The sequence below is a fragment of the Pseudomonas sp. JV245A genome, assembly GCF_032424515.1.
GTDB lineage: Bacteria > Pseudomonadota > Gammaproteobacteria > Pseudomonadales > Pseudomonadaceae > Aquipseudomonas > Aquipseudomonas protegens.
The window spans coordinates 1-16,373 of the sequence record NZ_VYKE01000061.1 but is presented as its reverse complement, the minus strand read 5'-3'; the positions used below and the strand labels follow the sequence as shown (position 1 = coordinate 16,373).

At 64.4% G+C, this 16,373-nt stretch carries 16 protein-coding genes; 11 read left to right on the top strand and 5 right to left on the bottom strand.

Going from position 1 to position 16,373, the window contains the following annotated elements; genetic code table 11:
- Window positions 1-72: 72 nt before the first annotated feature.
- Window positions 73-396, bottom strand: a complete 324-nt coding sequence (locus F6S12_RS17545; protein ID WP_011061577.1) for a DUF2388 domain-containing protein — start codon at window positions 394-396, stop codon at window positions 73-75.
- A gap of 196 nt (window positions 397-592) precedes the next feature.
- Here F6S12_RS17545 and dnaQ point away from each other — a divergent pair, with 196 nt between their 5' ends.
- The 3 genes from dnaQ to F6S12_RS17530 all read left to right on the top strand — a co-directional run bounded on the left by dnaQ (window position 593) and on the right by F6S12_RS17530 (window position 4,492).
- Window positions 593-1,342, top strand: coding sequence for a DNA polymerase III subunit epsilon (dnaQ, locus tag F6S12_RS17540; protein ID WP_315869146.1), 750 nt, complete (start codon window positions 593-595; stop codon window positions 1,340-1,342).
- 292 nt (window positions 1,343-1,634) lie between these two features.
- Complete coding sequence (locus tag F6S12_RS17535) at window positions 1,635-3,890, top strand: Orn/Lys/Arg decarboxylase N-terminal domain-containing protein (RefSeq protein WP_015635813.1); 2,256 nt, start codon at window positions 1,635-1,637, stop codon at window positions 3,888-3,890.
- Window positions 3,891-3,904: 14 nt separating this feature from the next.
- Window positions 3,905-4,492, top strand: coding sequence for a GNAT family N-acetyltransferase (locus F6S12_RS17530; RefSeq protein ID WP_015635812.1), 588 nt, complete (start codon window positions 3,905-3,907; stop codon window positions 4,490-4,492).
- On the opposite strand, the gene F6S12_RS17525 is transcribed toward F6S12_RS17530, so the two are convergent.
- Both F6S12_RS17525 and F6S12_RS17520 read right to left on the bottom strand, forming a co-directional pair.
- Window positions 4,489-5,382 carry a LysR family transcriptional regulator gene (locus F6S12_RS17525; protein ID WP_265577111.1) on the bottom strand — a complete coding sequence of 298 codons (894 nt, stop codon included), beginning with the start codon at window positions 5,380-5,382 and terminating at the stop codon, window positions 4,489-4,491. The two genes, F6S12_RS17530 and F6S12_RS17525, sit on opposite strands and share 4 nt — an antisense overlap.
- A 93-nt stretch (window positions 5,383-5,475) precedes the next feature.
- Window positions 5,476-5,712 carry a hypothetical protein gene (locus F6S12_RS17520; protein WP_011061572.1) on the bottom strand — a complete coding sequence of 79 codons (237 nt, stop codon included), beginning with the start codon at window positions 5,710-5,712 and terminating at the stop codon, window positions 5,476-5,478.
- 228 nt (window positions 5,713-5,940) lie between these two features.
- Here F6S12_RS17520 and F6S12_RS17515 point away from each other — a divergent pair, with 228 nt between their 5' ends.
- Together F6S12_RS17515 and F6S12_RS17510 are read left to right on the top strand one after the other, a co-directional pair.
- A complete protein-coding gene (locus tag F6S12_RS17515; RefSeq protein ID WP_011061571.1) occupies window positions 5,941-6,498 on the top strand; it encodes an NADPH-dependent FMN reductase in 558 nt (185 codons plus the stop codon).
- 113 nt (window positions 6,499-6,611) lie between these two features.
- Window positions 6,612-7,898: an arsenic transporter gene (locus tag F6S12_RS17510; protein WP_315869145.1), complete on the top strand. Its 1,287-nt coding sequence runs from the start codon at window positions 6,612-6,614 to the stop codon at window positions 7,896-7,898.
- Between the two features lie 58 nt (window positions 7,899-7,956).
- Here F6S12_RS17510 and F6S12_RS17505 read toward each other — a convergent pair whose 3' ends face one another.
- A complete protein-coding gene (locus F6S12_RS17505) occupies window positions 7,957-8,910 on the bottom strand; it encodes a DUF1853 family protein (RefSeq protein WP_015635810.1) in 954 nt (317 codons plus the stop codon).
- Window positions 8,911-9,072: 162 nt separating this feature from the next.
- On the opposite strand from F6S12_RS17505, the gene F6S12_RS17500 reads away from it, so the two are divergent.
- The 6 genes from F6S12_RS17500 to pepN are packed head-to-tail and all read left to right on the top strand — an operon-like array spanning window position 9,073 to window position 15,570.
- Window positions 9,073-9,963, top strand: coding sequence for an NAD(+) kinase (locus F6S12_RS17500; RefSeq protein WP_007920913.1), 891 nt, complete (start codon window positions 9,073-9,075; stop codon window positions 9,961-9,963).
- Window positions 9,960-10,934 carry a metallophosphoesterase gene (locus F6S12_RS17495; protein WP_210458779.1) on the top strand — a complete coding sequence of 325 codons (975 nt, stop codon included), beginning with the start codon at window positions 9,960-9,962 and terminating at the stop codon, window positions 10,932-10,934. The genes F6S12_RS17500 and F6S12_RS17495 overlap by 4 nt, the downstream gene beginning before the upstream one ends.
- Window positions 10,931-11,797: a rhomboid family intramembrane serine protease gene (locus F6S12_RS17490; protein ID WP_041118467.1), complete on the top strand. Its 867-nt coding sequence runs from the start codon at window positions 10,931-10,933 to the stop codon at window positions 11,795-11,797. The genes F6S12_RS17495 and F6S12_RS17490 overlap by 4 nt, the downstream gene beginning before the upstream one ends.
- 15 nt (window positions 11,798-11,812) lie before the next feature.
- Window positions 11,813-12,073 (top strand): YeaC family protein, encoded by a 261-nt coding sequence (locus F6S12_RS17485; protein WP_011061566.1) that lies wholly within the window; start codon window positions 11,813-11,815, stop codon window positions 12,071-12,073.
- Complete coding sequence (locus F6S12_RS17480) at window positions 12,070-12,900, top strand: DUF2797 domain-containing protein (RefSeq protein WP_041118465.1); 831 nt, start codon at window positions 12,070-12,072, stop codon at window positions 12,898-12,900. The genes F6S12_RS17485 and F6S12_RS17480 overlap by 4 nt, the downstream gene beginning before the upstream one ends.
- A gap of 12 nt (window positions 12,901-12,912) precedes the next feature.
- Window positions 12,913-15,570, top strand: a complete 2,658-nt coding sequence (gene pepN / locus F6S12_RS17475) for an aminopeptidase N (RefSeq protein ID WP_315869144.1) — start codon at window positions 12,913-12,915, stop codon at window positions 15,568-15,570.
- A 150-nt stretch (window positions 15,571-15,720) separates the two neighbouring features.
- On the opposite strand, the gene F6S12_RS17470 is transcribed toward pepN, so the two are convergent.
- The coding region (locus tag F6S12_RS17470; protein WP_315869143.1) for a SulP family inorganic anion transporter at window positions 15,721-16,373 on the bottom strand (653 nt) is incomplete at its 5' end.

Sequence of the window (16,373 nt, the reverse complement as noted above, 5' to 3'; positions counted from 1 at the left end):
ACGCAATAGCCTTGTTCGCATAAAGGAACGGCTGGGGCGCGCGATGAATTAGCTGCGGATGCGCCTGGGGGCTCAGAGCGCAAGCATGGCGCTGGCCAGTTGCAGGTCGCTACAGGGCGGGGCGCCGAGCACCTGGCGAATGTGCATCAGGGCGGCTTCCAACCGGGCGCCACGGATCTCGCCGGCGCTGGCCACGAAGGCCGCGGCATCGCTCTGGGCGGCGAGCACAAGTTTGTCGTCCTTGAATGAGCTGCTGGCTTTGGAGCTGCCCTCGGTTGAGCTCAGGGTCAGGCTCATGCTGATGTCGGTGCTGATCACCAGGGCGCTGGCCTGGACGAGGTCGGCGAACAGGCAGGCGCAGAGCGCGCAGGCCAGTCGGGTTTTGCTGGGGGTCATGGCAGGGCTGGGTCCGGCGGAAAATATCGTCGGGCACCCTAGCGCTTTGCGTTGCAGCGAACTGCAGCAGCTTTGCTAAGGATTGTTAAAAACTGCACAGGCTGGGGGCTGATGAATCCGCCATGGGTGTCCTGCCGTCAGAGCGTGCTAAAATCCCGCGCTTTGAAACACTTCCACCGTTGAGAACTGACCCCTGATGGCCAACAGATCTGTTGTACTCGATACCGAAACCACCGGCATGCCGGTGACCGACGGCCACCGGATCATTGAAATCGGTTGCGTCGAGTTGATCGGTCGGCGCCTGACCGGCCGGCACTTCCACGTTTACCTGCAACCGGATCGCGAGAGCGATGAGGGCGCCATCGGCGTCCACGGCATCACCAACGAATTCCTGGTGGGCAAGCCGCGTTTCGCCGAAGTCGCCGACGAGTTCTTCGACTTCATCCAGGGCGCGCAGCTGATCATCCACAACGCGGCGTTCGACGTTGGCTTCATCAACAACGAATTCGCCTTGATGGGCCAGCACGAACGGGCCGACATCACCCAGCACTGCACCATCCTCGACACCCTGATGATGGCCCGCGAGCGGCACCCGGGGCAGCGCAACAGCCTCGACGCCCTGTGCAAACGCTACGGCGTCGACAACTCCGGCCGTGAACTGCACGGCGCCTTGCTCGACTCGGAGATCCTGGCCGACGTCTACCTGACCATGACCGGTGGCCAGACCAGCCTGTCCCTGGCGGGCAATGCTTCGGACGGCAACGGCTCTGGCGAGGGAGCCGGCCAGGCTTCGGAAATCCGCCGCTTGCCGGCCGATCGCCCGCGCGGGCGGATCATCCAGGCCAGCGCGGCCGAACTGGCCGAGCACCAGGTGCGCCTGGAAATCATCGCCAAGTCCGCCGGTGCCCCGGCGCTCTGGACCCAGTTGCTCGAAACCCAGCAGTAAGCCTTTGCTGTAGCCGCTGCCGCAGGTGGCGAACGGCGCCGTAGGAGGCGCCGCGATATTGAGGAACGAAGGGCCTTGCCTGGCGGGAGATCGCCAGGCAAGGTCCTTCGTTCCTTATCGCAGCTTCGCGGGCCCAGCAGCGGCTACAGGCGTGGCTGGGAATGGACCGGCAATTGTTCCAGAGCGACGTTTTGTTACACCCAGCCCATGCCTGGGGTGACACGAAGCGTGCGCAGCTTCTACCCTGAGTTGATTGGCGGGGCCTGCCCGCCGTTTCAGGACACTGAGCCCCATGTATAAAGACCTGCAGTTTCCGATCCTGATCGTGCATCGCGACATCAAGGCCGATACGGTCGCGGGGGACCGGGTCAGGGGGATCGCCCGGGAACTGGAAAAGGACGGGTTCAGCATCTTTTCCGCGGTGGACTATGCCGAAGGTCGGCTGGTGGCTTCGACCCATCACGGCCTGGCCTGCATGTTGATCGCCGCCGAAGGGGCCGGGGAAAACAAGCACCTGTTGCAGAACATGGTGGAACTGATCCGCCTGGCGCGGGTACGTGCGCCGCTGCTGCCGATCTTTGCCCTGGGCGAGCAGGTGACCCTGGAAAACGCCCCCGCCGACGCCATGAGCGAACTCAACCAGCTGCGGGGCATTCTCTACCTGTTCGAGGACACGGTGCCGTTCCTGGCCCGGCAAGTGGCCCGGGCCGCGCGGGGCTACCTGGATGGCTTGCTGCCACCGTTCTTCAAGGCCCTGGTACAGCACACCGCCGACTCCAACTATTCCTGGCACACCCCGGGGCACGGCGGTGGCGTGGCCTATCGCAAGAGCCCGGTGGGGCAGGCGTTTCACCAGTTCTTTGGCGAGAACACCTTGCGTTCGGACCTGTCGGTGTCGGTCCCGGAGCTGGGGTCGCTGCTGGATCACACCGGCCCGCTGGCGGAAGCCGAGGCCCGTGCCGCGCGCAACTTTGGCGCCGATCACACCTTTTTCGTGATCAATGGCACCTCCACCGCCAACAAGATCGTCTGGCATTCCATGGTCGGTCGCGATGACCTGGTGCTGGTGGACCGCAACTGCCACAAGTCGGTGCTGCACTCGATCATCATGACCGGGGCCATTCCCCTGTACCTGTGCCCGGAGCGCAACGAACTGGGGATCATCGGGCCGATTCCCCTGAGCGAGTTCAGCGCCGAGTCGATCCAGGCCAAGATCGATGCCAGCCCGCTGACCCGCGGCCGGCCGCCCAGGGTCAAGCTGGCGGTGGTCACCAACTCCACTTATGACGGCCTGTGCTACAACGCCGAGCTGATCAAGCAGAGCCTGGGCAACAGTGTCGAGGTGCTGCACTTCGACGAAGCCTGGTACGCCTATGCGGCCTTTCATGAGTTTTTCGCCGGGCGCTACGGCATGGGCACGTCCCGCAGCGCCGACAGCCCGCTGGTGTTCACCACCCATTCCACCCACAAGCTGCTGGCGGCCTTCAGCCAGGCCTCGATGATTCACGTGCAGGATGGCGGCGCCCGGCAACTGGACCGCGACCGCTTCAACGAAGCCTTCATGATGCATATCTCCACCTCGCCGCAGTACAGCATCATCGCCTCGCTGGACGTGGCTTCGGCGATGATGGAAGGACCGGCAGGGCGCTCGCTGCTGCAGGAAATGTTCGACGAGGCCCTGAGCTTTCGCCGGGCCCTGGCCAACCTGCGGCAGAACATCGCCGCCGATGACTGGTGGTTCTCGGTGTGGCAACCGGAGCGGGTCGAGGGCATCGACCAGGTGCGCACCGAGGACTGGCTGCTGGAACCTGAAGGCGAGTGGCACGGTTTTGCCGGGGTCACCGATGACTATGTGCTGCTGGACCCGATCAAGGTGACCCTGGTCATGCCCGGCCTGACCGCGGGCGGCGCCCTGAGCGAGCACGGGATCCCGGCGGCGGTGGTCAGCAAGTTTCTCTGGGAGCGCGGGCTGGTGGTGGAAAAGACCGGGCTCTATTCGTTCCTGGTGCTGTTCTCCATGGGCATCACCAAGGGCAAGTGGAGCACGCTGCTCACCGAACTGCTGGAGTTCAAGCGCAACTACGACGCCAATGTCAGCCTGGCCAGCTGCCTGCCCAGCGTGGCCGGGCAGGACCCGCAGCGCTACCAGGGCATGGGCCTGCAGGACCTGTGCGACCAGTTGCACGCCTGCTACCGCAGCAACGCCACGGCCAAGCACCTCAAGCGCATGTACACGGTGCTGCCGGAGGTGGCCATGAAGCCTGCCGATGCCTATGACCATCTGGTGCGGGGCGAGGTCGAGGCGGTTTCCATCGATCAGTTGCAGGGGCGTATCGCTGCGGTGATGCTGGTGCCCTATCCGCCGGGCATTCCGCTGATCATGCCGGGCGAGCGTTTCACCGATTCCACCCGTTCGATCATCGATTACCTGGCCTTTGCCCGGGCCTTTGACAGCAGTTTCCCGGGGTTTGTCGCCGATGTGCACGGGCTGCAGCATGACGATCTGGGCGACGGGCGCCAGTACACCGTCGATTGCATCAAGGCATGAGGAGTTTCCCGGCCATGCAACCTGTTGTGAATCCCCGTTATCCGGGCCTGGCGGTGCGAGTCGCCGATGAGGGCTTTGCCGCTTATATCTGGGGCAGCGACTTCAGCTTCGAGGTCAGCGCCTATGCCGTGGCCGAACGCGAAGTACCGGTGGCGGACTGGGCCCTGCGACGGATCGTGCCCTATCGCAAATGCTATGGCATCGACCCGGAGGAGTTCAGCAGCTACCGCAATGCCGCGGACAGCGAGATCTTCATGGCCTATCTGGACGACCAGCCGGTGGGCCATGTGGTGGTCAGCACCAACTGGAACGGTTACGCCCATATCGATGAGCTGGCGGTGCATGCGCCGGCCCGGCGCCACGGGGTAGCCAGGGCGCTGCTGGATGTGGCGCAGTTCTGGAGCCGCAGGAAAAAACTGCCGGGGATGATGCTGGAAACCCAGAACAACAACCTGGGGGCCTGCCGTCTCTACGAGCAATGCGGCTATGTGGTAGGGGGCGTGGACCACCTGCGTTACCGCGGTATCGACCCGCAGACCGCCGAGGTGGCGATCTTCTGGTACCGGCTGTTCGCCAATGAGCTGGAGGGGCCGGCGCTTTAACCTGCCAGCAGGGCCTCGGCCTGTTCCGTGAGCAGCTCCAGCAGGGCAGTGGTCAGCGGCGAGCTGTCGCTGCCGTGGCGCCGCAAGGCGTACAGCGTGACGCTGATGGGGGGCGACAGCGGGCTCACATCGAGCCCGGCGCTGCGGGCGCCGACGGCGGTGAAGGGGTCGACGATGGCCAGACCTTCGCCGGCTTCCACCAGGCTGCGCATCATCTGATAGGTCTGCACCCGGGTCTGGATCACCGGGCTGGGGCGCAGGTTCTGCAATTTGTTGGCAAGCATCACGCTCAGCGGGTCCTGGCCCTCCAGGCCGACCATGGCCTGGCCGGCCAGATCCTGCAGGGCGACGTATTTCTGCTTGGGTTGCAGCCAGCCGTGGGGCGCCAGGAGAAACAGCTTGCCCTGGGCCAGGGCCTGGCTGTGGATGTCCGGGTGCTGCGGATCGTGCAGGCTCAGGCCCAGATCGCAGTCACGCAGCAGCAGGCTGTGGACCATGTCCCGGGTGCTCTGGCCGAGCAGGCTGCAAGGGGTGTCGGCGAAGCGCCGGCGCAGGGCGGCGATGCACTGGGGTAGCAGTTGCTGAACCAGCGGCGGGGTGCCGACGAGGCGCAGCGGTGGCGCCTGGTGGAACCTCAGGCTGTCGGCCAGGCGCTGCACGGGCTCGAAAGCGTCATACACCCGGGTGATGGCTCCCTGCAGCTCCCGGGCTTCACGGGTGGCCTGCAAACGGCCGCGAACACTGGCGAACAGCATGAAGCCCAATTGGCTCTCGGCGTCGCGCAGCAGGGCCTCGACCTCGGCCACCGAAAGTTGCAGCAGTTCGGCGGCAGTGCCCAGGTGAGCGGTTTGCAGGAGCGCCTGAATCACTTCGATATGACGTAAACGCATGCTTGAAGTCCATCTCCAGCCGTCGAGGGGTCAAGCAACGAATCCTAACCCAAGTGTGGCGACACAACAGCTGGCGATGATGCTCGCGCAGAATCACTGAGCTACATAGGTCTCGGGCTCGCGCACGATGGTTACATCCGACTGCACCAGCAGGAACTGGTTGTCATCGAGTTTCTTGACCCTGTCGCCGATGGCCAGGCGGTAGGTGGTCACGGGCTCCGATCCGGCCGCGCCGTCCTCCGGGGGCATGGATTCCTGGAATTCGTGCACTGAGTACACCCGTCCCTCGGCATCTCTTGCATGGAATTGTCCGACAAGTACTGCTGCCATTCTTTAGAGCCTCTGGAGATAAAACACGCAAATTCGGTGGTGTAGACCCGGTGTCCCCAGGGGAAGTTTTACCCCGGGAAAAAAATAATCCGCTACCGGTGCCAGCCTCGTTATCGCGGGCTCGCTGGCAACAGGCCATGGCTTGGGAATTATCGGGGTGGGGTAGCAGACATCACCTCGGGTCATCTATAACTAACACCTTCTTTACGCCAACGGTTGGAAACTCCCATGAGCAATGTCTACAAGGTCGCAGTACTGGTCGGCAGCCTGAGAAAGCAGTCCCTGAACCGCAAGGTCGCCCTGGCCCTGGCCGAGCTGGCGCCTGCCAGCCTCCAGCTGGACATCGTCGAGATCGGTGACCTGCCGCTCTACAACGAAGACATCGATGCCACGCCACCGGCGGCCTACACCCGTTTTCGCGAACAGATCAGCGGCGCCGACGCGGTGCTGTTCGTTACCCCGGAATACAACCGCTCGGTACCGGCGGCGCTGAAAAATGCCATCGACGTCGGCTCGCGGCCCTACGGTAAAAGTGCCTGGAGCGGCAAGCCGGGGGCGGTGATCAGCGTTTCTCCGGGGGCCATTGGCGGTTTTGGCGCCAACCACCACCTGCGCCAGTCCCTGGTGTTCCTCAATGTGCCCTGCATGCAGCAGCCCGAGGCCTACCTGGGTGGCGCTGGCTCGGCATTCGACGAGGCCGGCAAACTGTCCGAAGCAACCCGGCCGTTCCTGCAGGGCTTCATCAACGCCTACGGGCAGTGGGTCGAGCAGCAACGCAAGGCCTGATTCCCCACCATTCCCTGCTGTCGCAGGAGCCGGCTTGCCGGCGAAGAGGCCCTTGAGTCCCGTGGGGCGCCTTCGCCGGCAAGCCGGCTCCTGCATACTCAAGACCCTCTCTCATGTTGATTGCCGTATCGATTTTCCTGCTGACCATTACCTTGGTGATCTGGCAGCCCAAGGGCCTGGGCGTTGGCTGGAGCGCCGTGTTCGGCGCAACCCTGGCGCTGTTGTTCGGGGTGGTGCAATGGGCGGATATCCCGGTGGTCTGGCAGATCATCTGGAATGCCACCGGTACCTTTGTCGCGCTGATCATCATCAGCCTGCTGCTGGACGAGGCCGGGTTCTTTGCCTGGGCCGCGCTGCATGTGGCGCGCTGGGGGCGAGGGCGGGGCAGGCGGCTGTTTGCCTTCATGGTATTGCTGGGGGCGCTGGTCTCGGCGCTGTTCGCCAATGACGGCGCCGCGCTGATCCTGACCCCCATCGTCATTTCCATGCTCCTGGCCTTGCGCTTTTCACCGGCCACGACCCTGGCCTTTGTCATGGGCGCGGGGTTCATTGCCGACACCGCGAGCCTGCCGCTGGTGGTTTCGAACCTGGTGAACATCGTCTCCGCGGACTTCTTCAAGATTGGCTTCAACCGTTATGCGCTGGTGATGCTGCCGGTCAACCTGGTGAGCGTGGCCGCCACCCTGGTGGTGCTGCTGTGGTTCTTCCGCCGCGATATCCCGCTGGATTACGAACCCCGACAACTGGCCGAGCCCGCCAGCGCCATCCATGACCGGGCGACCTTCATGGCCGGCTGGTGGGTGTTGCTGATCCTGCTGCTGGGCTGTTTTGCCCTGGAGCCGCTGGGCATTCCCATCAGCGCTATTTCCGCGGTGTGCGCGGCGCTGCTGCTGGCGATTGCCGCCCGCGGGCACCGGATCTCCACGCGCAAGGTGCTCAGGGAAGCGCCCTGGCAGATCGTGATTTTTTCCCTGGGCATGTACCTGGTGGTGTACGGCCTGCGCAATGCCGGGCTCACGGCGTACCTGGCCGGCTGGCTGGATGCCTTTGCCGGCGGCGGGATCTGGGGCGCGGCCCTGGGCACCGGGTTGCTCACGGCGGGCTTGTCATCGCTGATGAACAATCTGCCGACGGTGCTGATCGGCGCCTTGTCCATCGATGCCAGCCAGGCCACGGGGGTGGTCAAGGACGCGATGATCTACGCCAACGTCATCGGCAGCGACCTGGGGCCGAAGATCACCCCCATCGGCAGCCTGGCGACCCTGCTCTGGCTGCATGTACTGGAGCGCAAGGGTATTCACATTGGCTGGGGGTACTACTTCCGGGTCGGCATCGTGCTGACGCTGCCGGTGTTGCTGGCGACCCTGGCGGCCCTGGCGCTGCGCCTGTCTCTGATGTAGGCGCCGGCTTGCCGCATAGGGGCGTCTTCGCCGGCAAGTCCGCTCCTGCGGCAGATTGTCAGGAGGGCTGCGGGGGGACGTGGGGCCAGAGATCGGCCACCAGGAACAGGCGTTCGGCTTCTTCCCAGCCGCCTTCAGGGGTTTGCTCCAGGCGTACCAGCAACTGCGCCGGGGCCTGGGGGGCAAGTTCCGCCAGCCATTGCTGCAGTTGCGTGGCGGTCCAGGCCTGCTCGGCCGGGTAGTGGGCCGGCGCCAGCCAGGCGTGGCGGGGCAGGGGCTGCCAGCGCCCCGGGGCGCTCTGGGCGAAAAATGCCGGCCAGTCGCGCTGATGCAGCCAGCGCCCGCACAGGTGTTGCGGGTGGGCGCCCTGGGGCGGTTCGGCGCGACCCGGCCAGGGGTACAGCAGGTAGCCCCCCAGCCACAGGTGCGCGCTGAACTGGTGGATATCCAGTGCCGCCAGGGCTTCGCGGCTTTCGTCCCGGGCGGAAATCGGCAGTTGGTGCCCATCCAGGTGCGCCAGCTTGCGGTCCAGGCGGTCATGGCAGCCGGGGCCCAGCCATTGGGCGCTGTCCTGGCCATTGCCGGCCTGGGGGCCCAGGTACAGCTTGATCGCCAGTTCCAGGTGGTGCACGCCGTCACGGTCGCGCAGCAGCATGTCCAGTTCGCCCAGGGTGTGGCCGCCGCGGCGGATTGGCAGGTTGGCCGCCAGCAGCTCGACCCCGGGGGCGTGGCGGACGGCAAATTGCCAGAGGCGTTCGTAATACAGGCCCAGGCGCCGGGTCGGGCCCTCGGCCAGCCACTGGCGCAGGGCGCGGCTGTCCAGGTCCTGGCAGCGCAGCCAGTGGGCCAGCAGTTGCGGCGCCTGGACCCAGTCGCTGCCGGCGAGTGGGTGGCGCTGTGGCCAGGGCGTGTGGCTGAGCATCGGCGGCGCGAGGATGACCCAGGCGAGGTCGCGGACTTCAGGTTGACGCAACTGGCGGGGAAGGCCGAGCAGATCAGGGAACAGGAGCATCTTGCGAGCATAGACGCAAACCCGGGCCGATCGCGATAAATGCGTGCCACTCGCAGTTGCGGCAGGGCTGGCTAAGCCCGTGTGGCTGAAAGGATTTTGTCTAACGCCGGGTTTCGCCCATAATCCTCCGTTTCGCCCGTACCCGAACCCCGCAGGAGCCCCATGGAGCAATTTCGCAATATCGGCATTATCGGTCGCCTGGGCAGTTCCCAGGTGCTGGACACAGTTCGCCGACTGAAAAAGTTTCTGCTGGCGCGGCACCTGCACGTGATCCTTGAGGACACCATCGCCGAAGTGCTGCCCGGCCACGGCCTGCAGACTTCCTCGCGCAAGTTGCTGGGCGAGGTCTGCGACATGGTCATCGTGGTCGGTGGCGACGGCAGCCTGCTGGGCGCCGCCCGGGCCCTGGCGCGGCACAACATTCCGGTGCTGGGGATCAACCGCGGCAGCCTGGGCTTTCTCACCGACATCCGCCCCGACGAGCTGGAGGTCAAGGTCGCCGAGGTGCTGGACGGCCACTACCTGGTAGAGAACCGCTTCCTGCTGCAGGCCGAGGTGCGCCGCCATGCCGAGGCCATCGGCCAGGGCGATGCGCTGAACGATGTGGTGCTGCACCCGGGCAAGTCGACGCGGATGATCGAGTTCGAGATCTACATCGACGGCCAGTTCGTCTGCAGCCAGAAGGCCGACGGCCTGATCGTCGCCACGCCCACCGGTTCCACGGCCTACGCCCTGTCCGCCGGCGGGCCGATCATGCATCCCAAGCTGGATGCCATTGTGATTGTGCCGATGTACCCCCATACCTTGTCGGGAAGACCGATCGTGGTCGATGGCAACAGCGAGCTGAAAATCGTCGTGTCCAAAGATATGCAGATCTATCCGCAAGTTTCCTGTGACGGGCAGAACCATTTCACCTGTGCCCCGGGCGACACCATCACGGTCAGCAAGAAGGCGCAGAAACTGCGCCTGATCCACCCGCTGGACCACAACTACTACGAGGTCTGCCGGACCAAACTCGGCTGGGGCAGCCGGCTGGGCGGTGGAGGCGACTGATGCTCGATCCCGCGCGTAGCTACGACCTGATCGGTGACGTGCACGGTTGCGCCCTGACCCTGGAGCACTTGCTGGATCGGCTCGGTTATCACAAGCAGGCCGGCGTCTGGCGGCACCCGTCGCGCATGGCGGTGTTCCTCGGCGATATCATCGACCGCGGCCCGCGTATCCGTGAGTCCCTGCACATCGTCCACGACATGGTCGAGGCCGGTCAGGCCCTGTGCATCATGGGCAACCACGAGTTCAATGCCCTGGGCTGGAGCACTCCGGCGGCCGAAGGCAGCGGCAAGCAGTTCGTGCGCGAGCACACCCCGCGCCATGCCCGGCTGATCCACGAGACCCTGACCCAGTTCGAACAGCACCCGGGTGACTGGCACGATTTCCTGCAGTGGTTCTATGAGTTGCCGCTGTTTGTCGACGCCGGGCGCTTTCGCGTGGTGCACGCCTGCTGGGATGCCGGCCTGATCGCGCCGCTGCGTCAGCAGTACCCCAACGGCTGCATCGACCGCGAGTTCCTGCAGTCCGCGGCCATTCCTGACAGCTTTGCCTGTACCGCCTTCGACCGCCTGCTGCGGGGCACCGACATGCGCCTGCCCCATGGCCTGACCATGACCAGCGGCGACGGCCTGACCCGCGCCTTCTTCCGTACCAAGTTCTGGGAAGACGACCCGCAGACCTACGGCGACATCGTGTTCCAGCCCGACGCCTTGCCCGAGCCTGTGGCCCGCACGCCGTTGTCCCCGGCCGAGAAGAACAGCCTGCTGCGTTATGGCGCCGAGGAGCCGATGCTGTTCGTCGGGCACTACTGGCGCAGCGGCAAGCCGGCGCCGATCCGTCCCAACCTGGCGTGCCTGGACTACAGCGCGGTTCTCTACGGCAAGCTCGCCGCGTATCGGCTGGACCAGGAAACCCGCCTGGATCCAAATAAATTTGTCTGGGTCGACGTTGAACGGCCCGAGGTAGTGCGATGAGTGCGGTAGCGGTATTGCGCCTGCCCCTGGCGACGGACCTGAGCGGCTTCGTCAAGCTGCTGCAACGCATGCAGGTGCCTCACCGGGTCAGCGAGGAGGCGGGGGAGCAGGTGCTCTGGGTGCCGGAATCCATCAGCGAGGACGTGCGTGGCCTGTACCAGCGCTTTCCCCAGGGCGACCCCGATCAGCAACTGGACATTCCCCAGGCCAGTGCCCCGGCGCGCCCCGGCTTCGTCCAGCAACTGCGCAGCAGCCCGGTCACCGCGCTGATCCTGCTCTTGAGCCTGGCGGTATGCGGTATCACCTTGCTCGGCGACAACCTGCAGACCCTGAGCTGGTTCACCTTCCTCGAGTTCCGCGTGGTTGGCGACTACATCCAGTTCAGCTCCCTGGCCGACAGCCTGGCAGCGGGGCAGTGGTGGCGCCTGGTGACGCCGATGCTGATCCACTTCGGCTTCCTGCATATCGCCATGAACGGCATGTGGTACTGGGAGCTGGGGCGGCGCATCGAAATGCGCCAGGGCGGCATCAACCTGCTGGGCCTGACCCTGCTGTTCAGCCTGGTGTCGAATTACGCGCAGTACTACTTCAGCGGGCCGACCCTGTTCGGCGGCCTGTCCGGGGTGCTCTACGGCCTGCTCGGGCATTGCTGGATCTATCAATTGCTGGCCCCCAACCCCATCTACCGCCTGCCCCGGGGCGTGCTGGTGATGATGCTGGTGTGGCTGCTGCTGTGCCTGTCCGGGCTGGTCTCGATGATCGGTTTCGGTGAAATCGCCAACGCCGCCCACGTTGGCGGGTTGCTTATCGGATGCCTCACCGGCCTGTTGGGCGGCTTGTATAGCCGCCGACGGGCCCTTTAAACGCTGGAGTCTTGTATGTCGTCCTTTGTTGAAATGATCGAAAACATCACCCCCGAGATCTACCAGAGCCTGAAACTGGCGGTAGAGATCGGCAAATGGTCCGATGGCCGCAAGCTCACCGCCGAGCAGCGTGAACTGTCCCTGCAGGCAATGATCGCCTGGGAAATGCAAAATCTGCCCGAGGATCAACGTACCGGCTACATGGGCCCGCAGGAATGCGCCTCGAAGTCGGCGCCGGTGCCGAACATCCTGTTCAAGTCGGATGCCATCCATTGATCGAGATTGGCCGCGGTTCCATCAGTAAAATGTCGGCGCGCCTTGACGGGTCGAACGTTGAATACGCTTTTCGCCTGGGCGACAGCGAGGTACCGGTCAACCCCTTGATCGGCACCACGCTGCGCCTGGAATACCTGGGTGCGATCCATTGCAGCCATTGCGGGCGCAAGACCAAGACCAGCTTCAGCCAGGGTTACTGCTACCCGTGCATGACCAAGCTGGCCCAGTGCGATATCTGCATCATGAGCCCGGAACGCTGCCACTACGACGCCGGTACTTGCCGCGATCCGTCATGGGGCGAGCAGTTCTGCATGACCGACCACGTGGTCTACCTGGCCAACTCGTCGGGGATCAAGGTCGGCATCACCCGCGCCACCCAACTGCCGACCCGCTGGCTCGACCAGGGGGCCAGCCAGGCGCTGCCGATCATGCGCGTGGCGACCCGCCAGCAATCGGGCTTCGTCGAAGACCTGTTCCGTTCCCAGGTGGCCGACAAGACCAACTGGCGCGCCTTGCTCAAGGGTGATGCCCAGGCAGTGGACCTGGTGGCAGTGCGCGAGCAGCTGTTCGCCGCCTGCGCCGAGGGCCTGTTGGCCCTGCAGGAGCGTTTCGGCCTGCAGGCGATCCAGCCGGTGACCGATATCGAGCCTCTGGAAATCCGCTATCCGGTCGTGGAGTACCCGACCAAGATCGTCAGCTTCAACCTGGACAAGAATCCGATCGCCGAAGGCACGTTGCTGGGGATCAAGGGCCAGTACCTGATCTTCGACACCGGCGTGATCAACATTCGCAAATACACGGCGTACCAGCTCGCCGTGCATCAGTAGAAGGAATTCGCCATGCGCACCGACCAACCGAAGATGATCTACCTGAAGGACTATCAGGCCCCCGAGTACCTGATCGACGAGACCCACCTGACCTTCGAGTTGTTCGAGGACCACAGCCTGGTCCATGCGCAGCTGGTGATGCGTCGCAACCCGGCCCGAGGCGCCGGCCTGCCGCCCCTGGTGCTGGACGGCCAACAGCTGGAGCTGCTGTCGGTGAGCCTGTCCGATCAGGCCCTGAGTGCCAGCGACTACCAGCTGGACGACAGCCACCTGACCCTGCACCCGACCAGCGCCAGTTTCACCCTGGACACCAGCGTGCGCATCCACCCGGAAAGCAACACCGCCCTGGAAGGCCTGTACAAGTCCAGTGGCATGTTCTGCACCCAGTGCGAGGCCGAGGGCTTTCGCAAGATCACCTATTACCTCGACCGCCCGGACGTGATGAGCAAGTTCACCACCACCGTGGTGGCCGAGCAGCACAGCTACCCGGTGCTGCTGTCCAACGGCAACCCGATCGCCAGCGGCCCGGGAGAAGACGGCCGGCACTGGGCGACCTGGGAAGACCCGTTCATGAAACCGGCCTACCTGTTCGCCCTGGTGGCCGGAGACCTGTGGTGCGTGGAAGACAGCTTCCGCACCCAGAGCGGTCGCGACGTGGCGCTGCGCATCTATGTCGAGCCGGAAAACATCGACAAGTGCCAGCACGCGATGAACAGCCTCAAGAAGTCCATGCGCTGGGACGAAGAGACCTATGGCCGCGAGTACGACCTGGACATCTTCATGATCGTCGCGGTCAACGACTTCAACATGGGCGCCATGGAAAACAAGGGCCTGAATATCTTCAACTCCAGCGCCGTGCTGGCCCGTGCCGAAACCGCCACCGACGCCGCGCACCAGCGGGTCGAGGCCATCGTTGCCCACGAATACTTCCATAACTGGTCGGGCAACCGGGTGACCTGCCGCGACTGGTTCCAGCTGTCGCTCAAGGAAGGTTTCACAGTGTTCCGCGACGCCGGTTTCTCCGCGGACATGAACTCGGCCACGGTCAAGCGCATCCAGGACGTGGCGTACCTGCGGACCCACCAGTTCGCCGAAGACGCCGGCCCCATGGCCCACGCCGTGCGTCCGGAAAGCTTTATCGAGATCTCCAACTTCTACACCCTGACCGTGTACGAAAAGGGTTCGGAAGTTGTCGGCATGATCCACACCTTGCTCGGTGCCGAAGGCTTCCGTAAGGGCAGCGACCTGTACTTCGAACGCCATGACGGCCAGGCCGTGACCTGCGACGACTTCGTCAAGGCCATGGAAGACGCCAACGGCGTCGATCTGACCCAGTTCAAGCGCTGGTACAGCCAGGCCGGTACGCCGCGGCTGGCGGTCAGCGAGTCCTACGACGCAGCGGCGAAAACCTACAGCCTGACCTTCCGCCAGAGCTGCCCGCAAACCCCGGACAAGGTTGAAAAACTGCCGTTCGTGATTCCGGTGGCCCTGGGCCTGCTCGATAGCACCGGTGCCGACATGGCCTTGCGCCTGGCTGGTGAAGCCGCCGCCCAGGGCTCGTCCCGCGTGTTGTCGGTGACCGAGGCCGAGCAGACCTTTACCTTCGTCGACATCGCCGAACATCCGCTGCCCTCGCTGCTGCAGGGTTTCTCGGCTCCGGTGAAGCTGAGCTTCCCCTACAACCGTGACCAGCTGATGTTCCTCATGCAGCACGACAGCGACGGTTTCAACCGCTGGGACGCCGGCCAGCAATTGTCGGTGCAGGTGTTGCAGGAACTGATCGCCCAGCACCAACAGGGCCGGGCGCTGGTGATGGACGAACGTCTGGTGGCTGCCCTGGGCACTGTGCTCGCCGATGACAGCCTGGATCAGGCCATGGTCGCCGAAATGCTGTCCCTGCCGGGCGAGGCCTACCTCACCGAGATCAGCGAAGTGGCGGATGTCGAGGCGATCCACGCGGCTCGCGAGTTTGCCCGTCAGCAACTGGCTGACAGTCTGTTCGATGCCCTGTGGAAGCGCTATCAGGCCAATCGGCAGGTGTCCAAGGCCACCGCCTATGTGGCCGAGTCCGAGCATTTTGCCCGTCGCGCGCTGCAGAACATCGCTCTGTCGTACCTGATGCTGACCCACAAGCCCGAGGTGCTGGCTGCGGCCATCGAACAGTTCGACAGCGCCGACAACATGGCCGAGCGCCTGACCGCCCTGGCGGTCCTGGTCAACTCGCCGTTCGAGGCCGAGAAGGCCAAGGCCCTAGAAGTATTCGCCGAGAACTTCAAGGACAACGCCCTGGTCATGGACCAATGGTTCAGCGTGCAGGCCGGCAGCCCGTTGCCCGGTGGCCTGGAGCGGGTCAAGGCACTGATGCAGCACCCGGCGTTCAACATCAAGAACCCGAACAAGGTGCGGGCGCTGGTGGGGGCGTTTGCCGGGCAGAACCTGATCAACTTCCACGCCGCCGATGGTTCGGGCTATCGCTTCCTGGCGGACCTGGTGATCCAGCTCAACGGCTTCAACCCGCAGATTGCCTCGCGGCAACTGGCGCCGCTGACCCGCTGGCGCAAATACGACAGTGCCCGCCAGGCACTGATGAAAGGCGAACTGGAGCGCATCCGCGCCTCCGGCGAGCTGTCCAGCGATGTGTTCGAGGTGGTGAGCAAAAGCCTCGCCTGAGGCTTGTATCGCCCCCGGCATCGCCTTCGCTGGCAAGCCAGCTCCTACGGACCCAAGCCACCGCATACCCCCGTAGGAGCCGGCTTGCCGGCGAAGAGGCCCTCAAGCCTTGCACGGCCCTCGGCATTGCCTTCGCTGGCAAGCCAGCTTCTACGAGAGTGGTGGTGGGAAGGCAGGGGGGATTTGGCTCTGTAGCGCTTCGCTCAAGTCGCGGTGATAGTTCTGCGCGCCGATGGCGTGCAGGATGCCGACCCGCTCCAGCTTGCCGTGCACCTTGAGGTTGGCTTCGCACAGCTTCACCACAATCGCGCGCTTGTGCAGCTGGCCTATCACTTCTTCCAGGGTCTGCAGCCCGGTGATGTCCATGAACGGCACATGCTTGAGGCGGATGATCAGCACCTGCGGGTCGCTGTGGGTCTGGGCCAGGGCCCGTTCGAAGGTCTCCGCGGCGCCAAAGAACAACGGCCCTTCGATGGTGTAGATCAGCACGCCCGGTGGCAGGTGCAGTTGGCCACTGCGGTGCAGTTCCTGCTGCAGATCCTGTTCCACCACTTGTTGCACTTCCACCGAGGAGGCCATGCGCCGCAGAAAATGCAGCATGGCCAGGACCACGCCGATGTTCACCGCGATCACCAGGTCGCTGAACACGGTCAGCACAAAGGTGCACAGCAGGATCGCCACATCGGCCCGGGGGGCCCGTTGCAGCATGCGCTTGAAGTGGTGCAGCTCGCTCATGTTGTAGGCCACCACGAACAGGATCGCCGCCAGGGCGCACAGCGGAATGTTCGCTGCCAGCGGCGCCA

Bases quoted from the DNA above. Each gene is read 5' to 3' on its own strand.
- F6S12_RS17545 (WP_011061577.1), bottom strand. From the start codon at position 396: ATGACCCCCAGCAAAACCCGACTGGCCTGCGCGCTCTGCGCCTGCCTG.
- dnaQ (WP_315869146.1), top strand. From the start codon at position 593: ATGGCCAACAGATCTGTTGTACTCGATACCGAAACCACCGGCATGCCG.
- F6S12_RS17535 (WP_015635813.1), top strand. From the start codon at position 1,635: ATGTATAAAGACCTGCAGTTTCCGATCCTGATCGTGCATCGCGACATC.
- F6S12_RS17530 (WP_015635812.1), top strand. From the start codon at position 3,905: ATGCAACCTGTTGTGAATCCCCGTTATCCGGGCCTGGCGGTGCGAGTC.
- F6S12_RS17525 (WP_265577111.1), bottom strand. From the start codon at position 5,382: ATGCGTTTACGTCATATCGAAGTGATTCAGGCGCTCCTGCAAACCGCT.
- F6S12_RS17520 (WP_011061572.1), bottom strand. From the start codon at position 5,712: ATGGCAGCAGTACTTGTCGGACAATTCCATGCAAGAGATGCCGAGGGA.
- F6S12_RS17515 (WP_011061571.1), top strand. From the start codon at position 5,941: ATGAGCAATGTCTACAAGGTCGCAGTACTGGTCGGCAGCCTGAGAAAG.
- F6S12_RS17510 (WP_315869145.1), top strand. From the start codon at position 6,612: ATGTTGATTGCCGTATCGATTTTCCTGCTGACCATTACCTTGGTGATC.
- F6S12_RS17505 (WP_015635810.1), bottom strand. From the start codon at position 8,910: ATGCTCCTGTTCCCTGATCTGCTCGGCCTTCCCCGCCAGTTGCGTCAA.
- F6S12_RS17500 (WP_007920913.1), top strand. From the start codon at position 9,073: ATGGAGCAATTTCGCAATATCGGCATTATCGGTCGCCTGGGCAGTTCC.
- F6S12_RS17490 (WP_041118467.1), top strand. From the start codon at position 10,931: ATGAGTGCGGTAGCGGTATTGCGCCTGCCCCTGGCGACGGACCTGAGC.
- F6S12_RS17485 (WP_011061566.1), top strand. From the start codon at position 11,813: ATGTCGTCCTTTGTTGAAATGATCGAAAACATCACCCCCGAGATCTAC.
- pepN (WP_315869144.1), top strand. From the start codon at position 12,913: ATGCGCACCGACCAACCGAAGATGATCTACCTGAAGGACTATCAGGCC.